Annotated in this window: 17 protein-coding genes; 10 read left to right on the top strand and 7 right to left on the bottom strand. The window is 67.6% G+C overall.

Annotated elements, in window-relative coordinates:
• Window positions 1–159: 159 nt before the first annotated feature.
• From AC1DSC_RS08240 to AC1DSC_RS08250, 3 genes are all read right to left on the bottom strand, one after another.
• Window positions 160–1,389 (bottom strand): branched-chain amino acid ABC transporter substrate-binding protein, encoded by a 1,230-nt coding sequence (locus AC1DSC_RS08240; RefSeq protein WP_012748033.1) that lies wholly within the window; start codon window positions 1,387–1,389, stop codon window positions 160–162.
• 140 nt (window positions 1,390–1,529) lie between these two features.
• Window positions 1,530–3,173: a 3-(methylthio)propionyl-CoA ligase gene (locus AC1DSC_RS08245; protein ID WP_436287740.1), complete on the bottom strand. Its 1,644-nt coding sequence runs from the start codon at window positions 3,171–3,173 to the stop codon at window positions 1,530–1,532.
• 130 nt (window positions 3,174–3,303) lie between these two features.
• A complete protein-coding gene (locus tag AC1DSC_RS08250; RefSeq protein WP_436287741.1) occupies window positions 3,304–5,106 on the bottom strand; it encodes a carboxylesterase/lipase family protein in 1,803 nt (600 codons plus the stop codon).
• Between the two features lie 200 nt (window positions 5,107–5,306).
• Between AC1DSC_RS08250 and AC1DSC_RS08255 the strand changes: the two genes are divergently transcribed.
• The 6 genes from AC1DSC_RS08255 (at window position 5,307) to AC1DSC_RS08280 (ending at window position 10,098) form a co-directional block, all read left to right on the top strand.
• Window positions 5,307–6,383: an AraC family transcriptional regulator gene (locus tag AC1DSC_RS08255; RefSeq protein WP_436287742.1), complete on the top strand. Its 1,077-nt coding sequence runs from the start codon at window positions 5,307–5,309 to the stop codon at window positions 6,381–6,383.
• A 65-nt stretch (window positions 6,384–6,448) separates the two neighbouring features.
• Window positions 6,449–7,933, top strand: coding sequence for a protein adenylyltransferase SelO (locus AC1DSC_RS08260; protein ID WP_436287743.1), 1,485 nt, complete (start codon window positions 6,449–6,451; stop codon window positions 7,931–7,933).
• Window positions 7,930–8,340 (top strand): peptide-methionine (R)-S-oxide reductase MsrB, encoded by a 411-nt coding sequence (gene msrB / locus AC1DSC_RS08265; RefSeq protein ID WP_012748038.1) that lies wholly within the window; start codon window positions 7,930–7,932, stop codon window positions 8,338–8,340. Before AC1DSC_RS08260 ends, msrB begins: the two co-directional genes overlap by 4 nt.
• Window positions 8,341–8,368: 28 nt before the next feature.
• On the top strand, window positions 8,369–8,908 hold the full coding sequence (locus AC1DSC_RS08270) for a septation protein A (RefSeq protein WP_012748039.1): 540 nt from the start codon (window positions 8,369–8,371) through the stop codon (window positions 8,906–8,908).
• A complete protein-coding gene (locus AC1DSC_RS08275; RefSeq protein WP_436287744.1) occupies window positions 8,905–9,186 on the top strand; it encodes a BolA family protein in 282 nt (93 codons plus the stop codon). Before AC1DSC_RS08270 ends, AC1DSC_RS08275 begins: the two co-directional genes overlap by 4 nt.
• Window positions 9,187–9,312: 126 nt before the next feature.
• Window positions 9,313–10,098 (top strand): peptidylprolyl isomerase, encoded by a 786-nt coding sequence (locus AC1DSC_RS08280; protein WP_012748041.1) that lies wholly within the window; start codon window positions 9,313–9,315, stop codon window positions 10,096–10,098.
• Window positions 10,099–10,167: 69 nt separating this feature from the next.
• Here AC1DSC_RS08280 and purL read toward each other — a convergent pair whose 3' ends face one another.
• The gene (purL, locus tag AC1DSC_RS08285; protein ID WP_436287745.1) at window positions 10,168–14,217 is read right to left on the bottom strand and encodes a phosphoribosylformylglycinamidine synthase; all 4,050 of its coding nucleotides are present in this window, start codon (window positions 14,215–14,217) and stop codon (window positions 10,168–10,170) included.
• Between the two features lie 195 nt (window positions 14,218–14,412).
• Here purL and map point away from each other — a divergent pair, with 195 nt between their 5' ends.
• The 3 genes from map to pgm all read left to right on the top strand — a co-directional run bounded on the left by map (window position 14,413) and on the right by pgm (window position 19,619).
• Window positions 14,413–15,237 (top strand): type I methionyl aminopeptidase, encoded by an 825-nt coding sequence (gene map / locus AC1DSC_RS08290; RefSeq protein ID WP_018904501.1) that lies wholly within the window; start codon window positions 14,413–14,415, stop codon window positions 15,235–15,237.
• A gap of 34 nt (window positions 15,238–15,271) precedes the next feature.
• Complete coding sequence (locus tag AC1DSC_RS08295) at window positions 15,272–17,878, top strand: [protein-PII] uridylyltransferase (RefSeq protein WP_012748044.1); 2,607 nt, start codon at window positions 15,272–15,274, stop codon at window positions 17,876–17,878.
• An 88-nt stretch (window positions 17,879–17,966) separates the two neighbouring features.
• A complete protein-coding gene (gene pgm, locus AC1DSC_RS08300; RefSeq protein ID WP_478131799.1) occupies window positions 17,967–19,619 on the top strand; it encodes a phosphoglucomutase (alpha-D-glucose-1,6-bisphosphate-dependent) in 1,653 nt (550 codons plus the stop codon).
• Window positions 19,620–19,634: 15 nt separating this feature from the next.
• On the opposite strand, the gene AC1DSC_RS08305 is transcribed toward pgm, so the two are convergent.
• The 3 genes from AC1DSC_RS08305 to AC1DSC_RS08315 are packed head-to-tail and all read right to left on the bottom strand — an operon-like array spanning window position 19,635 to window position 22,725.
• Window positions 19,635–20,693: an amino acid ABC transporter permease gene (locus tag AC1DSC_RS08305; RefSeq protein WP_436287747.1), complete on the bottom strand. Its 1,059-nt coding sequence runs from the start codon at window positions 20,691–20,693 to the stop codon at window positions 19,635–19,637.
• Complete coding sequence (locus AC1DSC_RS08310; protein ID WP_307592709.1) at window positions 20,690–21,688, bottom strand: ABC transporter permease subunit; 999 nt, start codon at window positions 21,686–21,688, stop codon at window positions 20,690–20,692. Before AC1DSC_RS08310 ends, AC1DSC_RS08305 begins: the two co-directional genes overlap by 4 nt.
• Window positions 21,685–22,725 (bottom strand): amino acid ABC transporter substrate-binding protein, encoded by a 1,041-nt coding sequence (locus tag AC1DSC_RS08315; RefSeq protein WP_436287749.1) that lies wholly within the window; start codon window positions 22,723–22,725, stop codon window positions 21,685–21,687. The genes AC1DSC_RS08310 and AC1DSC_RS08315 overlap by 4 nt, the downstream gene beginning before the upstream one ends.
• A gap of 169 nt (window positions 22,726–22,894) precedes the next feature.
• Between AC1DSC_RS08315 and AC1DSC_RS08320 the strand changes: the two genes are divergently transcribed.
• Window positions 22,895–23,290, top strand: a complete 396-nt coding sequence (locus AC1DSC_RS08320) for a DoxX family protein (RefSeq protein ID WP_012748049.1) — start codon at window positions 22,895–22,897, stop codon at window positions 23,288–23,290.
• The last annotated feature ends 47 nt before the right edge of the window (window positions 23,291–23,337 follow it).

The following is a 23,337-nucleotide window of genomic DNA, read 5'->3' on the forward strand; positions in this document are numbered from 1 at the left end:
AGAGTACAAGCGTTTGTGGCCCCTACCCTCAGGGAATGCCCGTAAGGAGGCGGCCGCAAGGCCCGTTTCTATCGCGCAGGCGACACTGCATTTCTCAAGCTTGCTACCGCGCGGTAGGCAGCTGCTACCAGCGGGTAGGAAACGCCATCACATGGATGCTCAGGGGCGCTTCATCTGGCAGGTGGTGGGCGTGCTCGCCACATACGACTCGTAGTACTTCACGGGGACATTCGTGTAGCCGGTGTTCTCGGCGTCGTAGGGGTACTTGGCGCTCGCCTTTTCCCAGCGCGAGATGTACAGGCCCTGCTGCAGCTGGTGGTCGGCCTTGCGCATCTCGACCTCGCCGTTGAAGCTCTTGATCTTCATGCCTTCGAGTGCCGCGGCCACCTTGACCGGGTCGGTCGATTTGGTCTGGACGAAAGCGGCATCGAGCAATGCGAACGTGTGGTAGATCGAGGACTGCGTCAGGTCGTCGTTCATCTTCTTCTTGTAGCCGGCAAGAAGCCGCTGGATCTCGCCGCCCATGTTGTAGTGGGCATAGGCCACGGTGTAGACCTTGCCTGCCGAGGTGGCGCCCATGGCCGTGGGCGTGCCGGCGCCCGGCGCGTAGTACGTCAGGAACTTGACGTCCAGCCCCGAGTCGTTCGCAGCCTTGATGAGCAGCGACAGGTCGGAGCCCCAGTTGCCCGTGATGACCGTGTCGGCGCCCGAGGCCTTGATCTTGGCAATGTAGGGCGAGAAGTCGCGCACCTGCGCGAGCGGGTGCAGGTCGTCGCCCACGATCTGGATGTCGGGGCGCTTGGCCTTCAGGTCTTCCTTGGCGAACTTCGACACCTGCTGGCCGTGCGAATAGTTCTGGCCAAGGATGTAGACCTTCTTGATGTCGGGCTGGTCCTTCATCCAGGTGGTCAGCGCTTCCATCTTCATGGAGGTGTCGGCGTCGAGCCGGAAGTGCCAGTAGCTGCACTTGCTGTTGGTGAGGTCGGGGTCCACCGCCGCGTAGTTCAGGTAGAGCAGTTCCTTGCCGGGATTGCGCGCGTTGTTCTTTTCGACGGCGTCGATGATCGCAAGCGCCGGGCCCGAGCCGTTGCCCTGGGTGATGTAGCGCGCACCCTGGTCCTGCGCGGAGCGCAGCGCCGCGGTCGTCTCTTGCGGGCTGAGCTTGTTGTCGATCGCGATGATCTCGAACTTCACGCCCGAGGCATTCTTCTTGTTGAACTCCTCGGCCAGGAACTGCGTGGTCTTGAGCTGGTTGGTTCCCACCGCCGCCATCAGGCCCGACAGCGGATCGAGCCAGGCGATCTTGACGGTCTCGCCCTTCTGGGCGAGTGCGGCCGTCATGCCGACCAACATGGCACAGGCGGCTGCTGACTTGATGGCAAATTGCATGAAGAGTCTCCGGAGTGAAAGGCGGGATGCCAGCGTACAAGCGCCCTTTTCTTCGCCGCACAGGGATTGCCCGGAAGGAAGGCCGCCGAAGCGGCCTTGCTATCGCATGCGCGACAGTGCGGCCAGGCCTTGGCGCGGGGTCAGCAGGTGGGCAGCTTGTAGTCCTTGAGCAGTTCGCGAAGCTTGGTCTTGAGGATCTTGCCGGTGGCGCCGATCGGAATGGCATCGACAAACACCACGTCGTCGGGGATCTGCCACTTGGCCGTCTTGCCCTCGTAGAACTTCAGCAGCTCCTCGCGCGCGACCTCCGCGTTGGGCTTCTTCACCACCGCGATGATCGGCCGCTCGTCCCACTTGGGGTGGTACACGCCGATGCAGGCGGCCATGGCCACGCCCGGGTGCGCGACGGCGATGTTCTCGATCTCGATGGAGCTGATCCACTCGCCGCCGGACTTGATCACGTCCTTGCTGCGGTCGGTGATCTGCAGGTAGCCCTCGGCGTCGATGGTGGCGACGTCGCCGGTCGGGAACCAGCCGCGGCCCTGCGCGTCGCGCACGAGCGGATCGCCGCCCTCACCCTTGAAGTATTCCTTCACGATCCAGGGGCCCTTGACCAACAGGTCGCCGTAGGCCTTGCCGTCCCAGGGCAGCTCCTTGCCGTTGCCGTCGACGATCTTCATGTCGACGCCGAAGATCGCGCGGCCCTGCTTCATGCGGATCTGCAGCTGCGCATCGGGCGGCAGCGACAGGTGCTTGTTCTTGAGCGTGCACAGCGTGCCCAGCGGGCTCATCTCGGTCATGCCCCAGGCATGCAGCACCTCGACGCTGTAGTTCTCCTGGAACGCCGTGATCATGGCCGGCGGGCAGGCCGAGCCGCCGATCACCGTGCGGTTGAGCTTGCTGAACTTCAGGCCGTTGGCCTGCATGTGGCCGAGCATCATCTGCCACACGGTGGGCACGCCGGCCGCGAAGGTGACGCCCTCGGATTCGATCAGCTCGTACACCGACCTGCCGTCGAGCGCCGGCCCCGGAAACACGAGCTTGCAGCCCACCAGCGCGGCCGAGTACGGAATGCCCCAGGCGTTGACGTGGAACATCGGCACCACCGGCAGCACCGAGTCGCGCGCCGACAGCCGCATGACGTCGGGCAGGGCCGCGGCGTAGGCATGCAGCATGGTCGAGCGGTGGCTGTAGAGCGCGGCCTTGGGGTTGCCGGTGGTGCCGCTCGTGTAGCACATGCTCGAGGCCGAGTTCTCGTCGAAGGTGGGCCAGTCGTAGCCGGTGGACTGCCCGCCGATCCAGCTTTCGTAGCTCACGAGGTTGGGCACGCCGCTGTCCGCCGGCAGCCTGTCGGCGTCGCACAGGGCAATCCATTTGCGCACCGTGGGGCACTTGGCGTGCACTGCCTGCACCAGCGGCAGGAAGTTCAGGTCGAAGCACAGGATCTGGTCTTCCGCGTGGTTGGCGATCCAGGCGATCTGGTCGGGGTGCAGGCGCGGGTTGATGGTGTGCAGCACGCGGCCGCTGCCGCTCACGCCGTAGTACAGCTCCAGGTGCCGGTAGCCGTTCCACGCCAGCGTGGCGATGCGGTCGCTGAACAGCAGCTGCTCGCCGTCCAGCGCATTGGCCACCTGCCGGGCGCGCGATGCGATCCCGCCCCACGTCGTGCGGTGGATGTCGCCCTCGACCCGGCGCGAGACGATCTCGCCGTCGCCGTTGTGGCGCTCGGCGAACTCGATCAGCGACGAGATCAAGAGCGGTTGGTCTTGCATCAAACCCAGCATCTACGGACTCCTTTTTGAAATGACTTCATGAAAGCTTGCGGACAACGGATTCACGCAAGCTTCGGCCACTTCCACAATGACACAAACCCGCACTGCCGGATTGAACGGAGCGGCTCATTGATGTGCCCGATCAAGGCACGGCCTGCGCCGGCGTGACCACCGCCGCCGAGGGCGTGGCGTCGAGCCGCAGCTGCGACGGCCATGTCGCCCAGGTTGCACCAAGTTCGGGCGTGTTCGGGTCGCCCTTGCGCATGAAGGCGCCGACGCTGGCCATCACCGCCCTGGACAGCGCGAGCCGGCCCGCCTGGTTGGCCTTGCCGCCCATCACGTTGCTGAGCAGCGAGCCGCTGAAGTTGCCGAACACGAACGGCAGGTCGAAGGCATGCGCGGCCCCGTACACGTCGTTCCACGGCGAGGGCTCCTGCGCCCAGTCGAGGCGGTAGTGCCAGATGTTCGACTGCTGCGTCTTCATGGTGTTGAGCAGGTTGTCGCGGTTGGCCTCGAACAGGCCCTTCGTGATGACGGCGGTGGCCGCGTTGTAGCCGGTGCCGGGCGTGTCTACCGGAAGGTAGGACGCATCGATGATGTCGGCCACCGTGAGCGTGGGCGGTGCATCGGGGTCGAAGTTGAACATCATCGAGAAGCGCTGGGCATCGGTGACGATCCAGCCCGGCTTGGGGAAGCCGATGGTTCCCAGCAGCGAGGCGAAGAGCTTGCCCTCGTCGCGCGTGTTGCCGGCCAGCATCGGCACCTTGGCGTAGTTGCCGGCCGCGATGGCGCCGATCGGATCGGCCGGCAGCACCGTGCCGTCGGGAATCGGCGCGACGCTGCCCAGGCCGCTGGCAACCACCGTGGCCAGCATCGCCCCACCCTCCTGGGCGCGCAGGTACTCGGCAATCTGGGCCGGCGTGCGCGTGCCGATGTAGGCCTTGGCGGCGGCCGCGTCGGCGGCGGTGCCGTCGGCCACGAGCAGCTTCTCGAGGATCGACTGCCCCTGCGCGAGCGAAGCCGCTGCCGGCGCCAGGGTCGGCAGCGTGCCTGGCGGCAGGTTGCTCGCGAGCGAGATGCCGCCGCTCATCTCGAAGGCCTTGTGGAACAGGCCCTTGGCCATCGGCGAGGTCATCACCGCCAGCAGGTTGGTGGCGCCGGCCGATTCGCCTGAGAGCGTGACGTTGCCCGGATCGCCGCCGAAGTTCGCGATGTTGTTCTTGATGAAGCGCAGCGCCGCCATGTTGTCGAGCAGCGCGAAGTTGCCCGAGTCGTCGCCCGCGCTGCCGCCCGGGCGCAACTGCGGCATGTTCAGGAAGCCCAGGATGCCCAGGCGGTAGCTGGCGGTGACGACCACCGCGTTGGCGGCCTTCGCGAGCCGGGCGCCGTCGTAGAGCGGATCGGCCGTGTAGCCCGAAATATTGCTGCCGCCGTGCACGAACAGCAGCACGGGCAGGTTCCGCTCGTCCGTCGCGGGCCGCCAGATGTTGACGAACAGGCAGTCCTCGCTGCCGACCGGCTTGCCCAGCGTGGTGCCGATGGTGGCGTCGTAGGTGTTGTTGGCGCCGGGGCTGAAGAGCCGGCCGATCTGCAGGCAGGCATTGCCGAACTTCGCGGCCGGGCGGATGCCGCTCCAGGCCTCGGGTTCCACCGGCGCACGCCAGCGCAGCGCGCCGACCGGCGGCTGCGCGAAGGGAACGCCCTTCCAGAACCAGGTGCCCGAGCTGGCGCTGTCGTCCACGCCCTCGATCTTGCCGGCGGTGGTCTGGCGCACCATGGGACCCTCGGCGGCCGGCGGCGGCGCGGCTGGCGGCGGCGGTGCAGGCGGCGCGGCCGGCAGGAACGAGAACGACCCGCCCGAGGAGCCGCCGCCGCAGGCCGCGAGGGCCAGGCAGGCCGCCGCGGCCAGTGCCCGCGCCGCCGCTGCCGTGGCCGTTGCCGCCATGCCCTGGTTTTCTGGCCGGGCGCGTAGCGCTGCTGTCAGTGCCTTGTCCATTATTTGTCTCCACACCGGGTTAATCGGAATTCCTGCCTGCGCGTCCGGTGGCCATACTCCGGCCCGCCGAACCCCTCAAAAATTCTAGGAACGCACGCCGTTTCCGCCGCTATCGCAAGCGCGCCAATTCAATGACTTCAGGAGCCTCCATGCCGCATGCCCAGCGCCGGCCGCAACGCCGGTCCGGCTGCGCGCAGCAGCCCGAGCTGCGGACCAGTTCGGCCGCCTGGCTCGAAGGCGTGCTCTCGATGTTCGAGGCCGAAGGAATCGACGTACCCTCGCTGCTGCGCGACGCGGGCTTCGACCCCGATTCGCTGCATCGGCAGAACACCCGCATTCCGGTGGACGAGATCTCGGTGCTCTGGCAGCTGGCGGTGGCTCGCGCCGGCAAGCCCACGCTGGGCCTCGCGCGCGACCTGGCCGCCACGCACAGCAAGCTGGGCACGGTCGGCCACGCCATGGCCTGCAGCGCCGACCTGGGCGCGGCGCTCGCGCGGCTCACGCGCTACATGGCGGTCATCTCCGACGCGACCGCCTTCTCGCTGCAGCGCGAGGCGCGCGGCTGCTGGATGGTGATGGAGCACACCGGCGGCAGCCTGCCGATTCCGCGCCAGCGCGTCGAATACGCCCTGCTCACCGTCTTCATGCAGTGCCAGTGGCTCACGCGGCGCGAGCTGCAGCCGCTGGCGCTCGAATTCGTCTATCCGCCGCCGGCCGACGACCGGCTGCACCGCGAGGCCTTCGGCTGCGCAATCCGCTACAACGCGCCGGCCAACCGGCTGCTGCTGTCGGCGGCCGACATGGCGATGCCGCTGCCCACCCATCACCCCACGCTGGGCGAAATGCAGGAGCACCTGCTGGACGACCAGCTGAACCTGCTGGGCCAGACCACCACCAGCACCCTGGTGTGCGCCGAGATCGCGCGCCGGCTGCCGCAAGGCGAACCGCGCCGGCAGGACGTGGCCGCGGGCCTCGGCCTTGCGGAGCGCACGCTGCAGCGGCGGCTGCAGCAGGAGTCGGTGTCGTTCCAGTCGCTGCTCGACCGCACCCGCCGCGAACTGGCGCAGCAGTACCTGGCGGAAGACCGCCACACCCTCACCGACGTGGCCGACATGCTCGGCTTCGTCGACAGCAGCAACTTCTTCCGGGCCTGCAAGCGCTGGTTCGGGCTGCCGCCCGCCCAATACCGGGCGCGCATCTGGGACACGCCGGCGCTGGCCCACTGAAGGGGCCTCGACCTTCCGATGGCCCGCATCGCCAGGGGTCTCGCGCTCTGCCGGACAATCCGGGCATGAGCTTGCTTGCTGAAGACACGGCCGCCGCGGACCTGGGATTGCGCTGGAAACCCGGATTCCGGGCGCTGGGCCCCGCCTTTCTCACCGAACTGCGGCCGACGCCCCTGCCCGATCCCCCCTACTGGGTGGGCCACAGCGAGGCAGCGGCCCGCCTGCTCGGCCTGCCGGCCGATTGGCGGCAATCGGAGGGCACGCTGGCGGCACTGACCGGCAACCTGCCCGTCGCCGGAACGCAGCCCTTCGCCACCGTGTACAGCGGCCACCAGTTCGGCGTCTGGGCCGGCCAGCTCGGCGACGGCCGCGCCATCATGCTTGGCGAAACCGAGGGCGGCCTCGAAGTGCAGCTCAAGGGCGCGGGCCGCACGCCCTACTCGCGCGGCGCCGACGGCCGCGCCGTGCTGCGCTCCAGCATCCGCGAATTCCTCTGCAGCGAGGCCATGCACGGCCTGGGCATCCCAACCACCCGCGCGCTCTGCGTCACGGGCTCCGACGCCCGCGTGTACCGCGAAATGCCCGAAACCGCCGCCGTCGTGACCCGCGTGGCGCCCAGCTTCATCCGCTTCGGCCACTTCGAGCACTTCTCGGCCAGCCAGCGCGATGCCGAGCTGCGCGCGCTGGCCGACTACGTCATCGACCGCTACTACCCGGACTGCCGCAGCACCAGCCGCTTCAACGGCAATGCCTACGCGGCCTTCCTGGAAGCCGTGAGCGAGCGCACCGCCGCCCTGCTCGCGCAATGGCAGGCCGTGGGCTTTTGCCACGGCGTGATGAACACCGACAACATGAGCATCCTCGGGCTCACCATCGACTACGGGCCGTTCCAGTTCCTGGACGGCTTCGATCCGCGCCACATCTGCAACCACAGCGACACCAGCGGCCGCTACGCCTTCAACCAGCAGCCCAACGTGGCCTACTGGAACCTGTTCTGCCTGGCGCAGGCGCTGTTGCCGCTGATCGGCGACCAGGAAATCGCCGTCGCCGCGCTGGAGTCCTACAAGACGGTGTTCCCGCGCGAATTCGAGAGCCGCATGCGCGCCAAGCTCGGCCTCGCGGAGCCGGCCGAAGGCGATCGCGCGCTCATCGAGGGCGTGCTGAAGCTCTTGGCTGCCGAAAAGGTCGACTACACCATCTTCTGGCGCCGCCTTTCGCAGCACATGGCGGGCGGCAACGCCGAACCGGTGCGCGACCTGTTCCTGGACCGTGCGGGCTTCGATGCCTGGCTGCTATCCTTTTCAGAGCGCCATGCGCAGGCACCGCGCGCCCAGGCCGCGGACCTGATGCTCAGATCGAATCCGAAGTACGTCTTGCGGAACCACCTGGGCCAGCAGGCCATCGAAGCGGCGAGCCAGAAGGACTTCTCGGCTGTGGCAACCTTGTTGGCGCTGCTCGAAACCCCATTTGAAGAACATCCCGGCGCCGATGCCTATGCCGGGTTCCCGCCCGACTGGGCCTCCACGATCGAAATCAGCTGCTCATCATGACCACTCCCATCGAGAAAACCGACGCCGAATGGAAAGCCCTGCTTGCCGAAAAAGGCGCCGAGCCCGCGGCTTTCGAGGTCACGCGCCACGCGGCCACCGAACGCCCCTTCACCGGCAAGTACGAGGCGCACTGGGACGACGGCACCTACCACTGCATCTGCTGCGGCGCCAAGCTGTTCGAATCGTCCACCAAGTTCGACGCGGGCTGCGGCTGGCCGAGCTTCTCGCAAGAGGCCGTGCCGGGCGCCATCCGCAACATCGTCGACCGCTCGCACGGCATGGTGCGCACCGAGAACGTCTGCGCCAATTGCGGCGCCCACCTGGGCCACGTGTTCCCCGACGGCCCCACCGAAACCGGCCTGCGCTACTGCATGAACTCCGCCTCGCTCGATTTCAAGAAGAAATAAGCAACCACCGAACCGGCCTGCCCAGCGCATGAAACTGATCCTCGACTTCTTTCCGATCCTGCTGTTCTTCGGCGCCTACAAGCTGGCCGACATCTATACCGCCACCGGCGTGCTGATGGCCGCCACCGTGCTGCAGATGGGCATCATCTACGCCATGGAGCGCAAGCTGCAGGCCATGCAGAAGGCCACGCTGGTGCTGATCCTGCTGTTCGGCACGCTCACGCTGGTGCTGCACGACGACCGCTTCATCAAGTGGAAGCCCACGGTCCTGTACGGCGCCATGGCCATCGCGCTGGCGGTGGCGCTCTGGGCGCTGAAGAAGAACTTCCTCAAGATGCTGCTGGGCTCGCAGCTGCAGCTGCCGGACCGCATCTGGGGGCGCCTGAACGTGGCGTGGATCGGCTACTGCCTCTTCATGGCGGCCATCAACGGCTACGTGGCGGCCTACTTCACCACCGAGGCATGGGTCAACTTCAAGCTCTGGGGCTACGTGTTCCCGATCGTGTTCCTGGTGGCGCAGGGCCTCTACATCTCGCCGCACCTCAAGAACGACGAACCCTCCGTATGAGCACCGCCGCCACCCATCCGCTGCCCACGGCGCGCGACCTCGAAGCGGCGCTGCGCCAGGCGCTGCAGCCCACCACGCTCGAGGTGATCGACGAGAGCGGCGCCCATGCCGGCCACGCCGGCGCCAATGCCGAGGGCCGGGGCACCCACTTCCGGGTCCGCATTGCTTCCCCACTGTTCGAAGGGAAGCCCCGCGTGGCGCGACATCGCCTTGTGTATGATGCCCTCCAAGTTTTTATCGCACAGGGTCTGCACGCCATCGCCATCGAGGTGCTCTGAGTCGTTCGATTGCCGGCACGCGCCGATACGGCCGCGGCGGCCCGACCCTTTTTTCCCGCTCCTCCGCTTTTTTTCCACGCGCTTTTTCCTACACGCGCATTTCCCCTCCAGCCTGATATTCATTTCATGAAAAAACAACTCTTGCAGGCCGTTGCGGCCGCAGCGCTGCTCGGTGCGATTCCTCTGGCGGCCGTGGCGCAGAACGCAGCCATCGTCAACGGCAAGCCCGTGCCCAAGGCGCGCATGGACGTGCTGGCCCAGCAGCTGGCCGCGGCCGGCCGCCCGGTCACGCCGGAAATGCAGGGCCAGCTGCGCGAGGAAATCGTCGCGCGCGAAGTGTTCATGCAGGAAGCGCAGAAGCAGGGCCTGGACGCCACCGACGACTACAGGAACCAGCTCGAACTCGCCCGCCAGGCCATCCTGATCCGCGCGCTGTTCGAGAACTACCGCAAGACCAGCCCGGTCTCCGATGCCGAGGTGAAGGCCGAGTACGACAAGTTCGTGGCGGCCAACGGCGGCAAGGAATACAAGGCCCGCCACATCCTGGTCGAGACCGAGGACCAGGCCAAGAAGATCATGGCCGACCTGAAGAAGGGCGCCAAGTTCGAGGACATCGCCAAGAAGCAGAGCAAGGACCCGGGATCGGGCGCCAACGGCGGCGATCTCGACTGGGCCAACCCCGCGAGCTTCGTGCCCGAGTTCTCCGAAGCAATGATCAAGCTCAAGAAGGGCGAGACCACGCCCGCCCCCGTCAAGACGCAGTTTGGCTACCACATCATCCGCGTCGACGATGTCCGCCAGGCGCAACTGCCGAAGCTGGAAGAAGTTCAGCCGCAGATCACGCAGCAGCTGCAGCAGCAGCGCCTGCAGAAGTACCAGGAAGAACTGCGCGCGAAGGCCAAGGTCGAGTAAGCCCCGCGGCTTTCCTGCCCCATGAAGAAAGCGGCCCGCGGGCCGCTTTTTCGTTCCGGGCTCTTTCTTTCAGCCTACCCAGCGGCGCGCGTTGCGCCAGATCCGCATCCAGGGGCTCAGCTCGCTCCGGTCGCCGCCGGTCCAGCTCATCTGGATGTTGCGGAACACGCGCTCGGGGTGCGGCATCACCGCGGTGAAGCGGCCGTCCGGCGTGGTCACCGAGGTCAGGCCGCCGGCGCTGCCGTTCGGGTTGAACGGGTACTGCTCGGTCGGGTTGCCGTGGTTGTCCACGAAGCGCATCGCCGCAATGGCCTTGGCCGCGTCGCCGCGGTGCTTGAAGTTGGCATAGCCCTCGCCGTGAGCCACCGCGATCGGCAGGCGCGTGCCCGCCATGCCCGCAAAGAAGAGGCTCGGCGATTCGAGCACTTCGACCATCGACAGGCGCGCCTCGAAGCGTTCGCTCTGGTTGGTGGTGAAGCGCGGCCAGGCCTCGGCGCCCGGAATGATGTCGGCCAGCTCGGCGAACATCTGGCAGCCGTTGCACACGCCCAGGCCGAAGGTGTCTTCGCGGCCGAAGAAGGCCTTGAACTGTTCGGCGAGCTTCGGGTTGAAGGTGATGCTGCGCGCCCAGCCGATGCCGGCGCCCAGCGTGTCGCCGTAGCTGAAGCCGCCGCAGGCCACCACGCCCTTGAAGTCGGCGAGGTCCGCCCTGCCGGCCTGCAGGTCGGTCATGTGGACGTCGAAGGCCTCGAAGCCGGCCTCGGTGAAGGCGTAGGCCATCTCGACATGCGAATTGACGCCCTGCTCGCGCAGGATGGCGACCTTGGGGCGGTTCTGAAGGATGGCGGGGGCGTTGAGCCCGTTGCCCTCACCCCTGCCCTCTCCCGGAGGGAGAGGGAGGAAGACGTGCATGCCGGGGTCCGAAGGTTCGCCGGCCGCGGCGTGCTCGGCATCGGCGCAGGCCGGGTTGTCGCGCTCGCGGGCGATCTTCCAGCTGACCGAATCCCACACCTGGTGCAGGTCCTGCAGCGTTGCGCTGAACACCGACTTGGCATCGCGCCAGACTTCGAGCTTGCCCTTGCCGGCCTCCATCGTGGAACTGGCGGGCCGCGTCTTGCCGACGAAATGGCTGTGGGCGCTGAGGCCGTGGGCCCGCAGCACCTGCATCACCTCGTTGCGCTCCTCGGTGCGCACCTGCAGCACCATGCCGAGCTCTTCGTTGAACAGCGCCTTGAGCGTGAGCTCCTCGCGCCGCGCGCTGACCTGCTGCGCCCAGTTCTTGGCGTCGCCGGTTTCCATGCGGCTGTCGGAGATGCCGTCGCCTTCGGTCACCAGCATGTCGACGTTGAGCGCCACGCCCACGTGGCCCGCGAAGGCCATTTCGCAGGCGGTGGCGAACAGGCCGCCGTCGCTGCGGTCGTGCATGGCCAGGATCTTGCCGTCGGCGCGCAGCGCGTTCACGGCATTGACCAGCGCGACGAGCTGCGCGGGATCGTCGAGGTCGGGCACCGTGTCGCCGCTCTGGTTCAGCGTCTGCGCGAGGATGCTGCCGGCCATGCGGTGCTGGCCGCGGCCCAGGTCGATCAGCACCAGCGTGCTGTCGGCCTCTTGTGCATCGAGCTGCGGCGTGAGCGTGCCGCGCACATCGGCCAGCGTGGCGAAGGCGGTCACGATCAGGCTCACGGGCGAGGTGACCTTCCGGGCTTCGCCGCCATCCTTCCACTGCGTGCGCATCGACAGCGAATCCTTGCCGACCGGAATCGACACGCCGAGTGCCGGGCACAGCTCCAGGCCCACGGCCTTGACGGTTTCGTACAGCGCGGCATCTTCACCGGGCTCGCCGCAGGCGGCCATCCAGTTGGCCGACAGCTTCACGCGCGAGAGCTCGATCGGCGCGGCCAGCAGGTTGGTGATGGCCTCGGCCACGGCCATGCGGCCCGAGGCCGGCGCGTCGAGCGCGGCCAGCGGCGTGCGCTCGCCCATGCTCATCGCCTCGCCGGCAAAGCCCTTGTAGTCGGCCAGCGTCACGGCGCAGTCGGCCACCGGCACCTGCCAGGGGCCGACCATCTGGTCGCGGTGGCTCAGGCCGCCCACGGTGCGGTCGCCGATGGTGATGAGGAAACGCTTGGAGGCCACGGTCGGGTGCGAGAGCACGTCGATGGCGGCCTTCTGCAGGTCGACGCCCGTGAGGTCGAGCGGCTTGAACGTGCGGGCGACGCTCTTCACGTCGCGGTGCATCTTGGGCGGCTTGCCGAGCAGCACGTCCATGGGCATGTCGACGGGCTGCGGCGTGTCCTCGCTGCGCGCGGCGCCTTCGTCGGCCACCAGCAGCTGGCGCTCCTCGGTCGCCACGCCCACCACCGAAAACGGGCAGCGCTCGCGCTCGCAGAAGGCCTTGAACTGCTCGAGCGATTCGGGCGCAATGGCCAGCACGTAGCGCTCCTGGCTTTCGTTGCACCAGATTTCCTTGGGCGCCATGCCCGACTCTTCGAGCGGCACCGCGCGCAGGTCGAAGCGCGCGCCGCGGCCGGCGTCGTTGGTCAGTTCGGGGAAGGCATTGCTCAGGCCGCCCGCGCCCACGTCGTGGATCGCAAGGATCGGGTTGGCCGCGCCCTGCTGCCAGCAATGGTTGATGACCTCCTGCGCACGGCGCTCGATCTCGGGGTTGCCGCGCTGCACCGAGTCGAAGTCGAGCTCGGCCGCGTTGGCGCCCGTGGCCATGGAACTTGCGGCGCTGCCGCCCATGCCGATGCGCATGCCGGGGCCGCCGAGCTGGATCAGCAGCGAGCCGGCCGGGAACTGGATCTTCTTCGTCTGCGTGGCGTCGATGCTGCCGAGGCCGCCCGCGATCATGATGGGCTTGTGGTAGCCGCGCTGCACCGTGTCGACGTCGCTCGCCACGGTCTGCTCGTATTCGCGGAAGTAGCCCAGCAGGTTGGGCCGGCCGAACTCGTTGTTGAACGCGGCGCCGCCCAGCGGACCCTCGGTCATGATCTGCAGCGGGCTCGCGATGTGCTCGGGCTTGCCGTAGTGGCCCTCTTCGGGCCAGAGCTTCGACACCGTGAAGCCGGTCAGGCCGGCCTTGGGCTTGGAGCCGCGGCCGGTGGCGCCTTCGTCGCGGATCTCGCCGCCCGCGCCGGTCGAGGCGCCCGGGAACGGCGAAATGGCGGTCGGATGGTTGTGCGTCTCGACCTTCATCAGCACATGGCTCAGCGCGCTATCTTTTTGATAGCTCTGCGAATCCGGCGCCGGAATGAAGCGCTCGAGCGTCGTGCCCTCCATCACCGAGGCGTTGTCGGCATAGGCGATGACGGTGTGCTGCGGATTCTGCTTCTCGGTGTGGCGGATCATCGAGAACAGGCTTTGCGGCTGGGCCTGGCCGTCGATGGCGAAGCTGGCGTTGAAGATCTTGTGGCGGCAGTGCTCGCTGTTGGCCTGTGCGAACATCATCAGCTCGACGTCGCTCGGGTTGCGCCCGAGCCGGGTGAAGGCTTCGACCAGGTAGTCGATTTCGTCTTCCGCCAGCGCCAGGCCAAAACCCGTGTTGGCCGCCACCAGCGCGGCGCGGCCGCCGCCCTGCACGTCGACCAGCGCCATGGGCTGAGCCGGCAGTTCGCTGAACAGGCTGGCGGCCTGCTCGACCGTGGCCAGCACCGATTCGGTCATGCGGTCGTGCAGCGGGACGGCCACGGCGGCCAGCAGGTCGCCTTCGAGCACGGGTGCCTTGCCGATCAGCGGGGCCTTGAGCTTCAGGTGGTACTGCGTGACCCGCTCGACCCGGCGCAGCGCCAGGCCGCAGTTGTGGGCGATGTCGGTGGCCTTGGAGGCCCAGGGCGAGACGGTGCCCAGGCGCGGCGTGACGACCACCGAGGCGCCCGCCTTGGCCGGCGCCTCGAAGGGCTCGCCGTAAGCCAGGAGCGCGGCAAAGCGCTCGCGGCCGGCCGCATCGAGCGCCGCATCGGTGACCACCAGGTGCACGAAACGGGCGCTGACGCCCTCGATGCGCGCATCGATCGCCTGCAGCTTCGGCAGCAGCTGCCGCGCGCGGAAATCGCTGAGTGCGCTGCCGCCCTCGAAAAAGGTTACGACGGGAAGGGCTTGAGGTGCGGGCTGCGTCACGGTCGAATGGGCCTGGGGCCGCGTTGGGAATCAAGAAATCTGGGCGAATGGCCGCTGACTGGGGTCATCCGCGTTAACCCGGAATTTTAGGCCATCGCCGGGCCGCCCCAAGATGGCGGCCCCCTCGGGGGGCAGCGGGGCACGAAGTGCTCCGCGTCGGGGGCAGGTTCTTCTGCTGAATGGGATAATTCCGGGATGAGCATTACCTACAAAGACGCCGCAGGCATCGAAGCCATGCGCGTCGCCTGCCGCCTGGCCTCCGAGGTGCTGGACTACCTCACGCCCCTCATCAAGCCCGGCATCACCACGAACGACGTCGACCGCCTGGCCGCCGAATACATGGTCAAGCAGGGCACCACCTCGGCCACCGTGGGCTACATGGGCGCCAGCAGCGTGCCTTTTCCGAAGTCGCTCTGCACCTCGGTGAACCACGTGGTGTGCCACGGCATTCCCAATGACAAGCCCTTGAAGAAGGGCGACATCATGAACGTCGACGTGACCGTCATCAAGGACGGCTGGTTTGGCGACAACAGCCGCATGTACATCATCGGCGATGCCTCCATTGCCGCCAAGCGCCTGTGCAGCATCACCTTCGAAGCCATGTGGCACGGCATCCTGCAGGTGCGCCCGGGCGCCCACCTGGGCGACGTCGGCCATGCGATCCAGAAGTTCGCCGAAGGCCAGGGCTATTCGGTGGTGCGCGAATTCTGCGGCCACGGCGTGGGCCAGCGCTTTCACGAAGAGCCGCAGGTGCTGCACTACGGCCGTCCGGGCACGCTGGAAGAACTCAAGCCCGGCATGATCTTCACCATCGAGCCGATGATCAACGCCGGCAAGCGCGAGGTGAAGGAAGACTTCAAGGGCGGCCAGTACGACGGCTGGACCATCGTCACGCGCGACCATTCGCTGTCGGCGCAATGGGAACACACGGTGCTGGTCACCGAAACGGGCTACGAGGTGCTCACGCTGTCCGAAGGCAGCCCACCCCTGCCCTCGTTCGTCACTTCCACGAAAACGTGAGCCGCGCGAGCGGCGCACGGCCGAGGACACTGCCGTGATCGAACCCGCCAAGATCGATGTCGCCACCTTGCGCGAGGCCTATCGCGCCAGGAAGCTGGCGCTGTTCGACACCCTGCGCTTTGCGCGCGCGCCCACGCGCAGCGTGCACACGGTGCTGCGGCAGCTGTCGGCCCTGGCCGACCAGACGCTGTGCACGCTCTGGCGCGAGGCCGATTTCGGCGACGCGCTCGCGCTGGTGGCCGTGGGCGGCTTCGGCCGCGGCGAGCTGTTCCCCTACTCCGATGTCGACGTGCTGCTGCTGCTGCCGCCCGAGGGCGAGGCCGGCGCGATCGATCCTGCGCGCATCGAGGCCTTCATCGGCCACTGCTGGGACGCGGGGCTCGAGATCGGCTCCAGCGTGCGCACCGTCGACGAATGCCTGGCCGAAGCCGAGAAGGACGTCACGGTCCAGACCTCGCTGCTCGAATCGCGGCTGATCACGGGCGACAAGAAGCTCTTCGTGGGCTTCCGCCGGCGCTTTGCACGCGCCATCGATCCGCAGGCCTTCTTCGTGGCCAAGTCGCAGGAAATGCGCCACCGCCACCAGAAGTTCGACAACACGCCCTACGCGCTCGAACCCAACTGCAAGGAATCGCCGGGGGGCCTGCGCGACCTGCAGACCATCCTCTGGATGACCAAGGCCGCGGGCTTCGGCAGCCGCTGGGACGACCTGGCCAAGAACGGCCTGGCCACCTCGTTCGAGGCACAGCAGATCAAGCGCAACGAAGCGCTGCTCTCGCTGATCCGCGCGCGCCTGCACGTGATTGCCAACCGGCGCGAGGACCGCCTGGTGTTCGACCTGCAGACCGCGGTGGCGGCAAGCTTCGGCTATGAAAGCGAATCGCAGCGCAAGTCGAGCGAGGCGCTGATGCGGCGCTACTACTGGGCGGCCAAGGCGGTGTCGCAGCTCAACCAGATCCTGCTGCTGAACATCGCGGAGCGGCTGCAGCCGGTGGACGAGCAGCACACGCCGATCAACGAACGCTTCTTCGAGCGCGCAGGCCTCATCGAGATTGCGAGCGACGACCTCTACGAGCGCGAGCCGCACGCCATTCTCGAGACCTTCCTGCTCTACCAGAAGACCATCGGCGTGAAGGGCCTGTCGGCCCGTACGCTGCGCGCGCTCTACAACGCGCGCCACGTGATGGACAGCAAGTTCCGCAACGACCCGGTCAACCACCAGACCTTCATGCGCATCCTGCTGCAGCCCTACGGCATCACGCATGCGTTCCGGCTCATGAACCAGACCTCGGTGCTGGGGCGCTACCTGCGGGTGTTCCGCAGCATCGTGGGGCAGATGCAGCATGACCTGTTCCACGTGTACACGGTGGACCAGCACATCCTGATGGTGCTGCGCAACGTACGGCGCTTCTTCATCGCCGAGCATGCGCATGAGTACCCGTTCTGCTCGCAGCTTGCGGCGGGCTGGGACAAGCCATGGATCCTTTACGTGGCGGCGCTGTTCCACGACATCGCCAAGGGCCGCGGCGGCGACCATTCCACGCTCGGCGCACGCGACGTGCAGCGCTTCTGCAAGCAGCACGGCATCGCGCGCGAGGATTCCAGGCTGATCGAATTCCTGGTTGCGGAGCACCTGGTGATGAGCCAGGTCGCGCAGAAGCAGGACCTGAGCGACCCCGAGGTGATCGGCGCCTTCGCCAGGCGCGTGGGCAACGAGCGCTACCTCACGGCGCTCTACCTGCTGACGGTGGCCGACATCCGCGGCACCTCGCCGCGCGTGTGGAATGCCTGGAAGGGCAAGCTGCTCGAAGACCTGTACCGCTACACGCTGCGCGCGCTCGGCGGCCGCATGCCCGATCCCGACGCCGAGGTGGAATCGCGCAAGCGCGAGGCGCTGGTGCAGCTGGCCCTGCACGCGCAGCCCTTCGAGGCCCACAAGGCCCTGTGGGCCACGCTCGACGTCGGCTACTTCATGCGCCACGAGGCCACCGAGATCGCCTGGCATGCCAAGCAGCTCTCGCGCTTCGTGCCGCCGCCCAACGTGCCCATCGACCCCAAGGCGCCGCCGATCGTGCGGGCCCGTCTTTCGCCGGTGGGCGAAGGCCTGCAGGTGGTGGTCTACACGCCCGACCAGCCCGACCTGTTCGCGCGCATCTGCGGCTACTTCGACCAGGCCTCGTTCAGCATCCTCGATGCGAAAGTGCACACCGCGACCAACGGCTACGCGCTCGACACGTTTCAGGTGGTGACCACCTTCCTGCCCGACCACTACCGCGATCTCATCAGCATGGTGGAGTCGGGCCTGGCGCAGACGCTGACCGAAGCCGGCCCCCTGCCCCCGCCCAGCGTGGGCCGCGTGTCGCGGCGCGTGCGCAGCTTTCCGATCAAGCCGCGCATCAGCCTTTTGCCCGACGACAAGGCGCAGCGCTGGCTGCTCAACATCTCGGCCAGCGACCGCGCCGGGCTGCTCTATTCGGTGGCGCGCGTGCTCGCCCGGCATCACCTGAACCTGCAGCTCGCCAAGGTCACGACGCTCGGCGAGCGCGTGGAAGACACCTTCCTGATCAGCGGGCCCGAACTGCAGGGCCAGAAGACGCAGCTGGCCATCGAGACCGACCTGATGGAAGCGCTGGCCTCCTGAGGCCCGCTTGCCGCTTGTTTCATCCGCAGGCGCATCCTGCGGCATGATGGTGCCGACTCTTGTTTCAACTCGAACGGCAACCCTCGACATGAGCCAGAAAACCAATCCCCTCGCAGGCCAGCCCGCACCGCTGGACCTGCTCGTCAATGTCCCGCGCCTCGTCTCGGCCTACTACACGGGCCGGCCCGATCCCTCGGTGCCCGCGCAGCGCGTGGCCTTCGGCACCTCGGGCCACCGCGGCTCCTCCTTCGACAACGCGTTCAACGAATGGCATGTGCTGGCCATGAGCCAGGCCATTGCCGACTACCGGCGCCAGAAGGGCATCGACGGCCCGCTGTTCCTCGGCATCGACACGCATGCGCTTTCGACGCCCGCCTTCAACAGCGCGGTGGAAGTGCTGGCGGCCAACGGCGTCGAGCTGATGCTCTCGAAGGACGACGAGTACACGCCCACGCCCGCCGTCTCGCACGCCATCCTGGTCTACAACCGCGGACGCACGGCGGGGCTGGCCGATGGCATCGTGATCACGCCTTCGCACAACCCGCCCGAAAGCGGCGGCTTCAAGTACAACCCGCCCAATGGCGGCCCCGCGGGCACCGACATCACCTCGGCGGTCGAAGCCGCGGCCAATGCCTTTCTTGCGGCGGACCTCAAGGGCGTGAAGCGCCTGCCGCTCGCCCAGGCGCTGCGCGCTGCGACCACGCACCGCCACGACTACCTCAACACCTACGTCGAAGACCTCGCGCAGGTGCTCGACATGGATGCGATCCGCGGCGTGGAGATCGACTTGGGCGTCGATCCGCTGGGCGGCGCGGGCGTGCGCTACTGGCCGGCCATCGCCGAGCGCTACAAGCTCGGGCGGCTCAATGTGCTGAGCCAGGAGGTCGACCCCACCTTCCGCTTCATGTCGCTCGACTGGGACGGCCGCATCCGCATGGACCCGTCGTCGCCCGATGCCATGCACCAGCTGATCGGCCTGCGGGAGCGCTTCGGCATCGCCTTTGCCTGCGACACCGACCATGACCGCCACGGCGTCGTCACGCGCAGCGCGGGGCTGCTGCCGCCCAACAACTACCTGGCGGTGATGGTCGACTACCTCTTCACGCACCGGCCGCAGTGGGCGGCGCATGCGGCCGTGGGCAAGACGGTGGTCAGCAGTCAGATGATCGACCGCGTCGCCGCCCGGCTGGGCCGCAAGCTGTACGAGGTGCCGGTCGGCTTCAAGTGGTTCGTCGACGGGCTGGTGGATTCGTCGCTGGGCTTTGGCGGCGAGGAAAGCGCGGGCGCCACCTTCCTGCGGCGCGACGGCACGGTATGGACCACCGACAAGGACGGCATCGTGCCTGCCCTGCTCTCGGCCGAGATCGCCGCGCGCACCGGGCGCGACCCCGGCGAACGCTTTGCCGAACTGGCGCAGGCGCTGGGCCAGCCGGTGGCCAATCGCGTGGATGCGGCGGCCACCGTCGAGCAGAAGAAGAAGCTCTCCAGCCTGTCGCCGCAGCAGGTGCTGTCCACCGAGCTCGCGGGCGAGAAGATCCAGAACGTGCTGAGCCACGCACCCGGCAACGGCGCGGCCATTGGCGGCGTGAAGGTTGTCACCGAGAACGGCTGGTTCGCCGCGCGGCCTTCGGGCACCGAGAACATCTACAAGATCTACGGCGAGAGTTTTCTCGGTGCCGAGCACCTGGGCCGCATTCTCGAGGAGGCGCAGCTGCTGGTCGACAAGGCGCTGGCGGGCTGAGTGCGGCCGGCGCGTTCAGCGCGCGCCCTCTCCCAGCCGCCGCTCGAGCCACACGCTGTAGCGCGACAGCCCGAAGCACAGCACCCAGTACACCGCCGCAACGAAGAGGTAGCCCTCGAGGTAGAACGGCCGCCAGGTCGGGTCGCCGCCGAGTGCGAGGCCCAGCGCGCCGGTCAGCTCGAACAGGCCGACCACCGTGACCAGCGAGGTGTCCTTCAAGGTACCGACCACGCTGTTGGTCAGCGCCGGCACCACCAGCCGCAGGGCCTGCGGCAGCACGATGTCCCGCTGCACCGGCCAGCGGCCGAAGCCCAGCGCCATCGCCACTTCAGTCTGGCCGCGTGGCACGGCCTGCAAGCCGCCGCGGATGATCTCGGCCAGGTAGGCCGCAACGAACAGCGTGAGCCCCGCCAGCACGCGCACCAGCACATCGGGCTGCCAGCCCGCGGGCCAGAGCAGCGGCAGCAGGAACGAGGCCATGAACAGCACCGAGATCAGCGGCACGCCGCGCACCAGCTCGATGTAGCTCGCACTGAGCGTGCGGACCACCGGCCAACCCGAGCGGCGCCCGAGCGCGAGCAGCAGCGCGAGCGGAAAGGCCAGCGCGAGGCCCACCACCGCCAGGCCGATGGTGAGCGGCAATCCGCCCCAGCGGCTGGTCGGCACGGGGGCGAGGCCCGCCGCGCCGCCGCGCATCAGCAGCACGAACAACAGCAGCGCCGCAGCCCAGAGCGGCGCCAGCCACCAGCGCCAGCTGCGCGGCCAGGCGCTCAGCACAGTGACGGCCGACAGCACGGCCACGGCAATGGCCGGGCGCCATTGCTCTTCGTAGGGAAAGCGGCCGAACAGCATCGGGCGCCATTTCTCGGCCACCACGCCCCAGCAGGCGCCATGCTGCACTGCGCGACAGGCTTCCGCGTCAGGCCGGAAGACGGCGTGCAGCACGCCCCATTCGACCGCGTGGTAGCCGCCCCATGCCAGCAGCGCGAGCAGCAGCACGGTCGCCAGCGCCCGCGGCGGCGAACCCCAGAGTTCGCTGCGCCAGGCGATCGGGCCCTGGGCCACGTTCCTCATCGCCAGCCCCTGAGCGCGACGCGCGCGTTGTAGCGGTTCATGCCGAAGGAGATCAGCAGCGACAACAGCAGGTAGACCGCCATGATGATGGCGATGCACTCGAAGGCACGGCCGTTCGAGCCGATGGTGGTGTTGGCCACCGACACCAGTTCCGGATAGCCCACGGCCACCGCGAGCGATGAATTCTTGACGAGGCTCAGCAGCTGGTTGGTGAGCGAGGGCACGATCACCCGCAGCGCCTGCGGCAGGATCACGATGCGCAGCTGCTGCACCGGCGCGAGTCCCAGCGCTTGGCCCGCAAGCACCTGCCCCTGCGGCACCGAGAGGATGCCGGCGCGCACGATCTCGGCCACGAACGCGGCCGAGTAAAAGGACAGGCCCGCGACGATGGTCACGTACTCCGGGCTCAGCGCCGCGCCACCGCTCACGCCGAAGTCGCCGCGCTCGGGCCAATCGAAATGCGTGGGCCACCAGCCACCCTCGCCCGACGCCGGCCAGGGCACGCTCAGGCCGCCCTTGCTGAGCCACACGCCCGGCAGCAGCCGCACGGGTTCGGTCGGATCAGGCAGCAGGTTGGCAATCGCAAAGGCCAGCATCAGCAGCTGCACGAGCAGTGGCACGTTGCGCAGCAGCTCGACATAAGCGGTGCAGATGCCGCGCAGCAGCACATGAGGCGCGAGCCGGCCGATACCGATCAAGGTGCCGAGCAGCACCGAAAAGATGGCGGCGGGCACCGAGGCGCGCACCGTGTTGACCAGGCCCGCAAGGAAGGCGCGCCAGAACGGCTGGCTGGCCTCGAAGCCGAGCCAGCCTTCGCTGATGGAGAAGCCCGCAGGCTCAGTAAGAAAGTCGAAGCCCGAGCGCACGCCGCGCGCCCGCAAGACCTCGAGCGCATGGTTCACGACCCAGGCCGCGCCGGCCACCACGGCCAGCACCAGCAGCGCCTGGACGACCCAGGCCAGCCAGGCGCCGCGGCGCGAGGCTCCGCTGCTCATCGAACCGGTGGTGCGTAGATCAGGCCGCCCTTGTTCCAGAGGTTGTTCGAGCCGCGCGGCAGCTTCAGGACCGACTTGGGGCCCACGTTGCGCTCGAACATCTCGCCGTAGTTGCCGACGGCCTTGATGGCGCGGAACGACCAGTCCTTGTCCAGGCCCAGCAGCTTGCCCAGGTCTTCGCCGGCGCCCAGCAGGCGCTGCTGCGCCGGGTCCTTGCTGCTCGCCTTGAGCTCGTCGGCATTGGCCTGCGTGACGCCGAGTTCTTCTGCCTCGATGAGCGCGTTGGGCACCCACTTGGCAATGGCGAACCATTCGTCGTCGCCGCGGCGCACCAGCGGCGCGAGCGGCTCCTTGGAAATGAGCTCGGGCAGGATGACGTAGTCGTCGGGGTTCGGCGCTTCCTTGTTGCGCAGGCCCGCCAGCGCCGAGGCGTCGGTGGTGAAGGCCTGGCAGCGGCCCGAGAAGAAGGCCTTGAACGAGGCCTCGAAGCTCTCGAACACCACCGTCTTGACCGGGATGTTCTGCGCGCGGAAGTAGTCGGACACGTTCTTCTCGTTGGTGGTGCCCGACTGCGTGCAGATGGTCGCGTTCTTGAGCTGCTTGGCGCTCGTCACCTTGAGCTTCTTCGGCACCAGGAAGCCCTGGCCGTCGTAGTAGGTGATGGTGGTGAAGTTGAAGCCCAGCGACGCATCGCGCGTGAGCGTCCAGGTGGTGTTGCGCGCGAGGATGTCGATCTCGCCGGCCTGCAGCGCCGAGAAGCGCTGCTGCGAATTGAGCGGCACGAAGTCGACCTTCTTCGGGTCGCCCAGCACGGCCGCCGCAATGGCGCGGCAGGTGTCGACGTCCAGGCCCGACCAGTTGCCCTGCGTATCGGGCGCGGAAAAGCCGGCCACGCCATTGGTCACGCCGCACTTGACGGTGCCGCGCTGCTTGACGGCATCGAGGGTCTTGCCGGCAAAGGCGGGAGCGGCAGCGGCAGCGGCAAGCGCTGCAACGGCTGCGGCTACAGCCAGTGCGGGACGGAATCGGTTCTTCATTGGTGTGTTCTCCTCAACAACAAGCAAAAGCCAGTGTACGAGGCTGCGCGCCACTCTGCCAAAGAACGGGCGGTTGGATGCATATGCCGCAAGCGCCGGTCCGGTGTTTTTCTTGGACGCCGCATTCACTAACATACGGGCCTTCAATCACTTCACCAGGAATCTGCACATGACCAAATCCGATGACACCGGCAAGCTCGTTCTGCGCGTCGCGCTCGGCATCCTCATCCTGCTGCACGGCATTGCGAAGGTCGGCAAGGGCGTCGACGGCATCGGCGGCATGCTGGCATCCCACGGCTTGCCGGCCGCCATGGCTTACCTGGTCTATGTGGGCGAGATCCTTGCGCCCGTGCTGCTCATCGTGGGCCTGTTCACCCGTCCGGCTGCGCTGATCGTTGCGCTCAACATGCTGGTGGCCATCTGGCTCGTGCACCGGAAAGACCTGGGCGCACTCAATGGCCAGGGCGGCTGGGCGCTGGAACTGCAGGGCATGTTCCTGTTCTCGGCACTTGCCATTGCGCTCTTCGGCGGCGGCCGGTTCGGCCTGGGCGGCAAGTACAACTGAAGGAAGAAGGAAGGAAGCATGCGGCCGGCGGCGTGCCGGCCGTTCTT

It is taken from the genome of Variovorax sp. 01N425 (genome assembly GCF_056399465.1).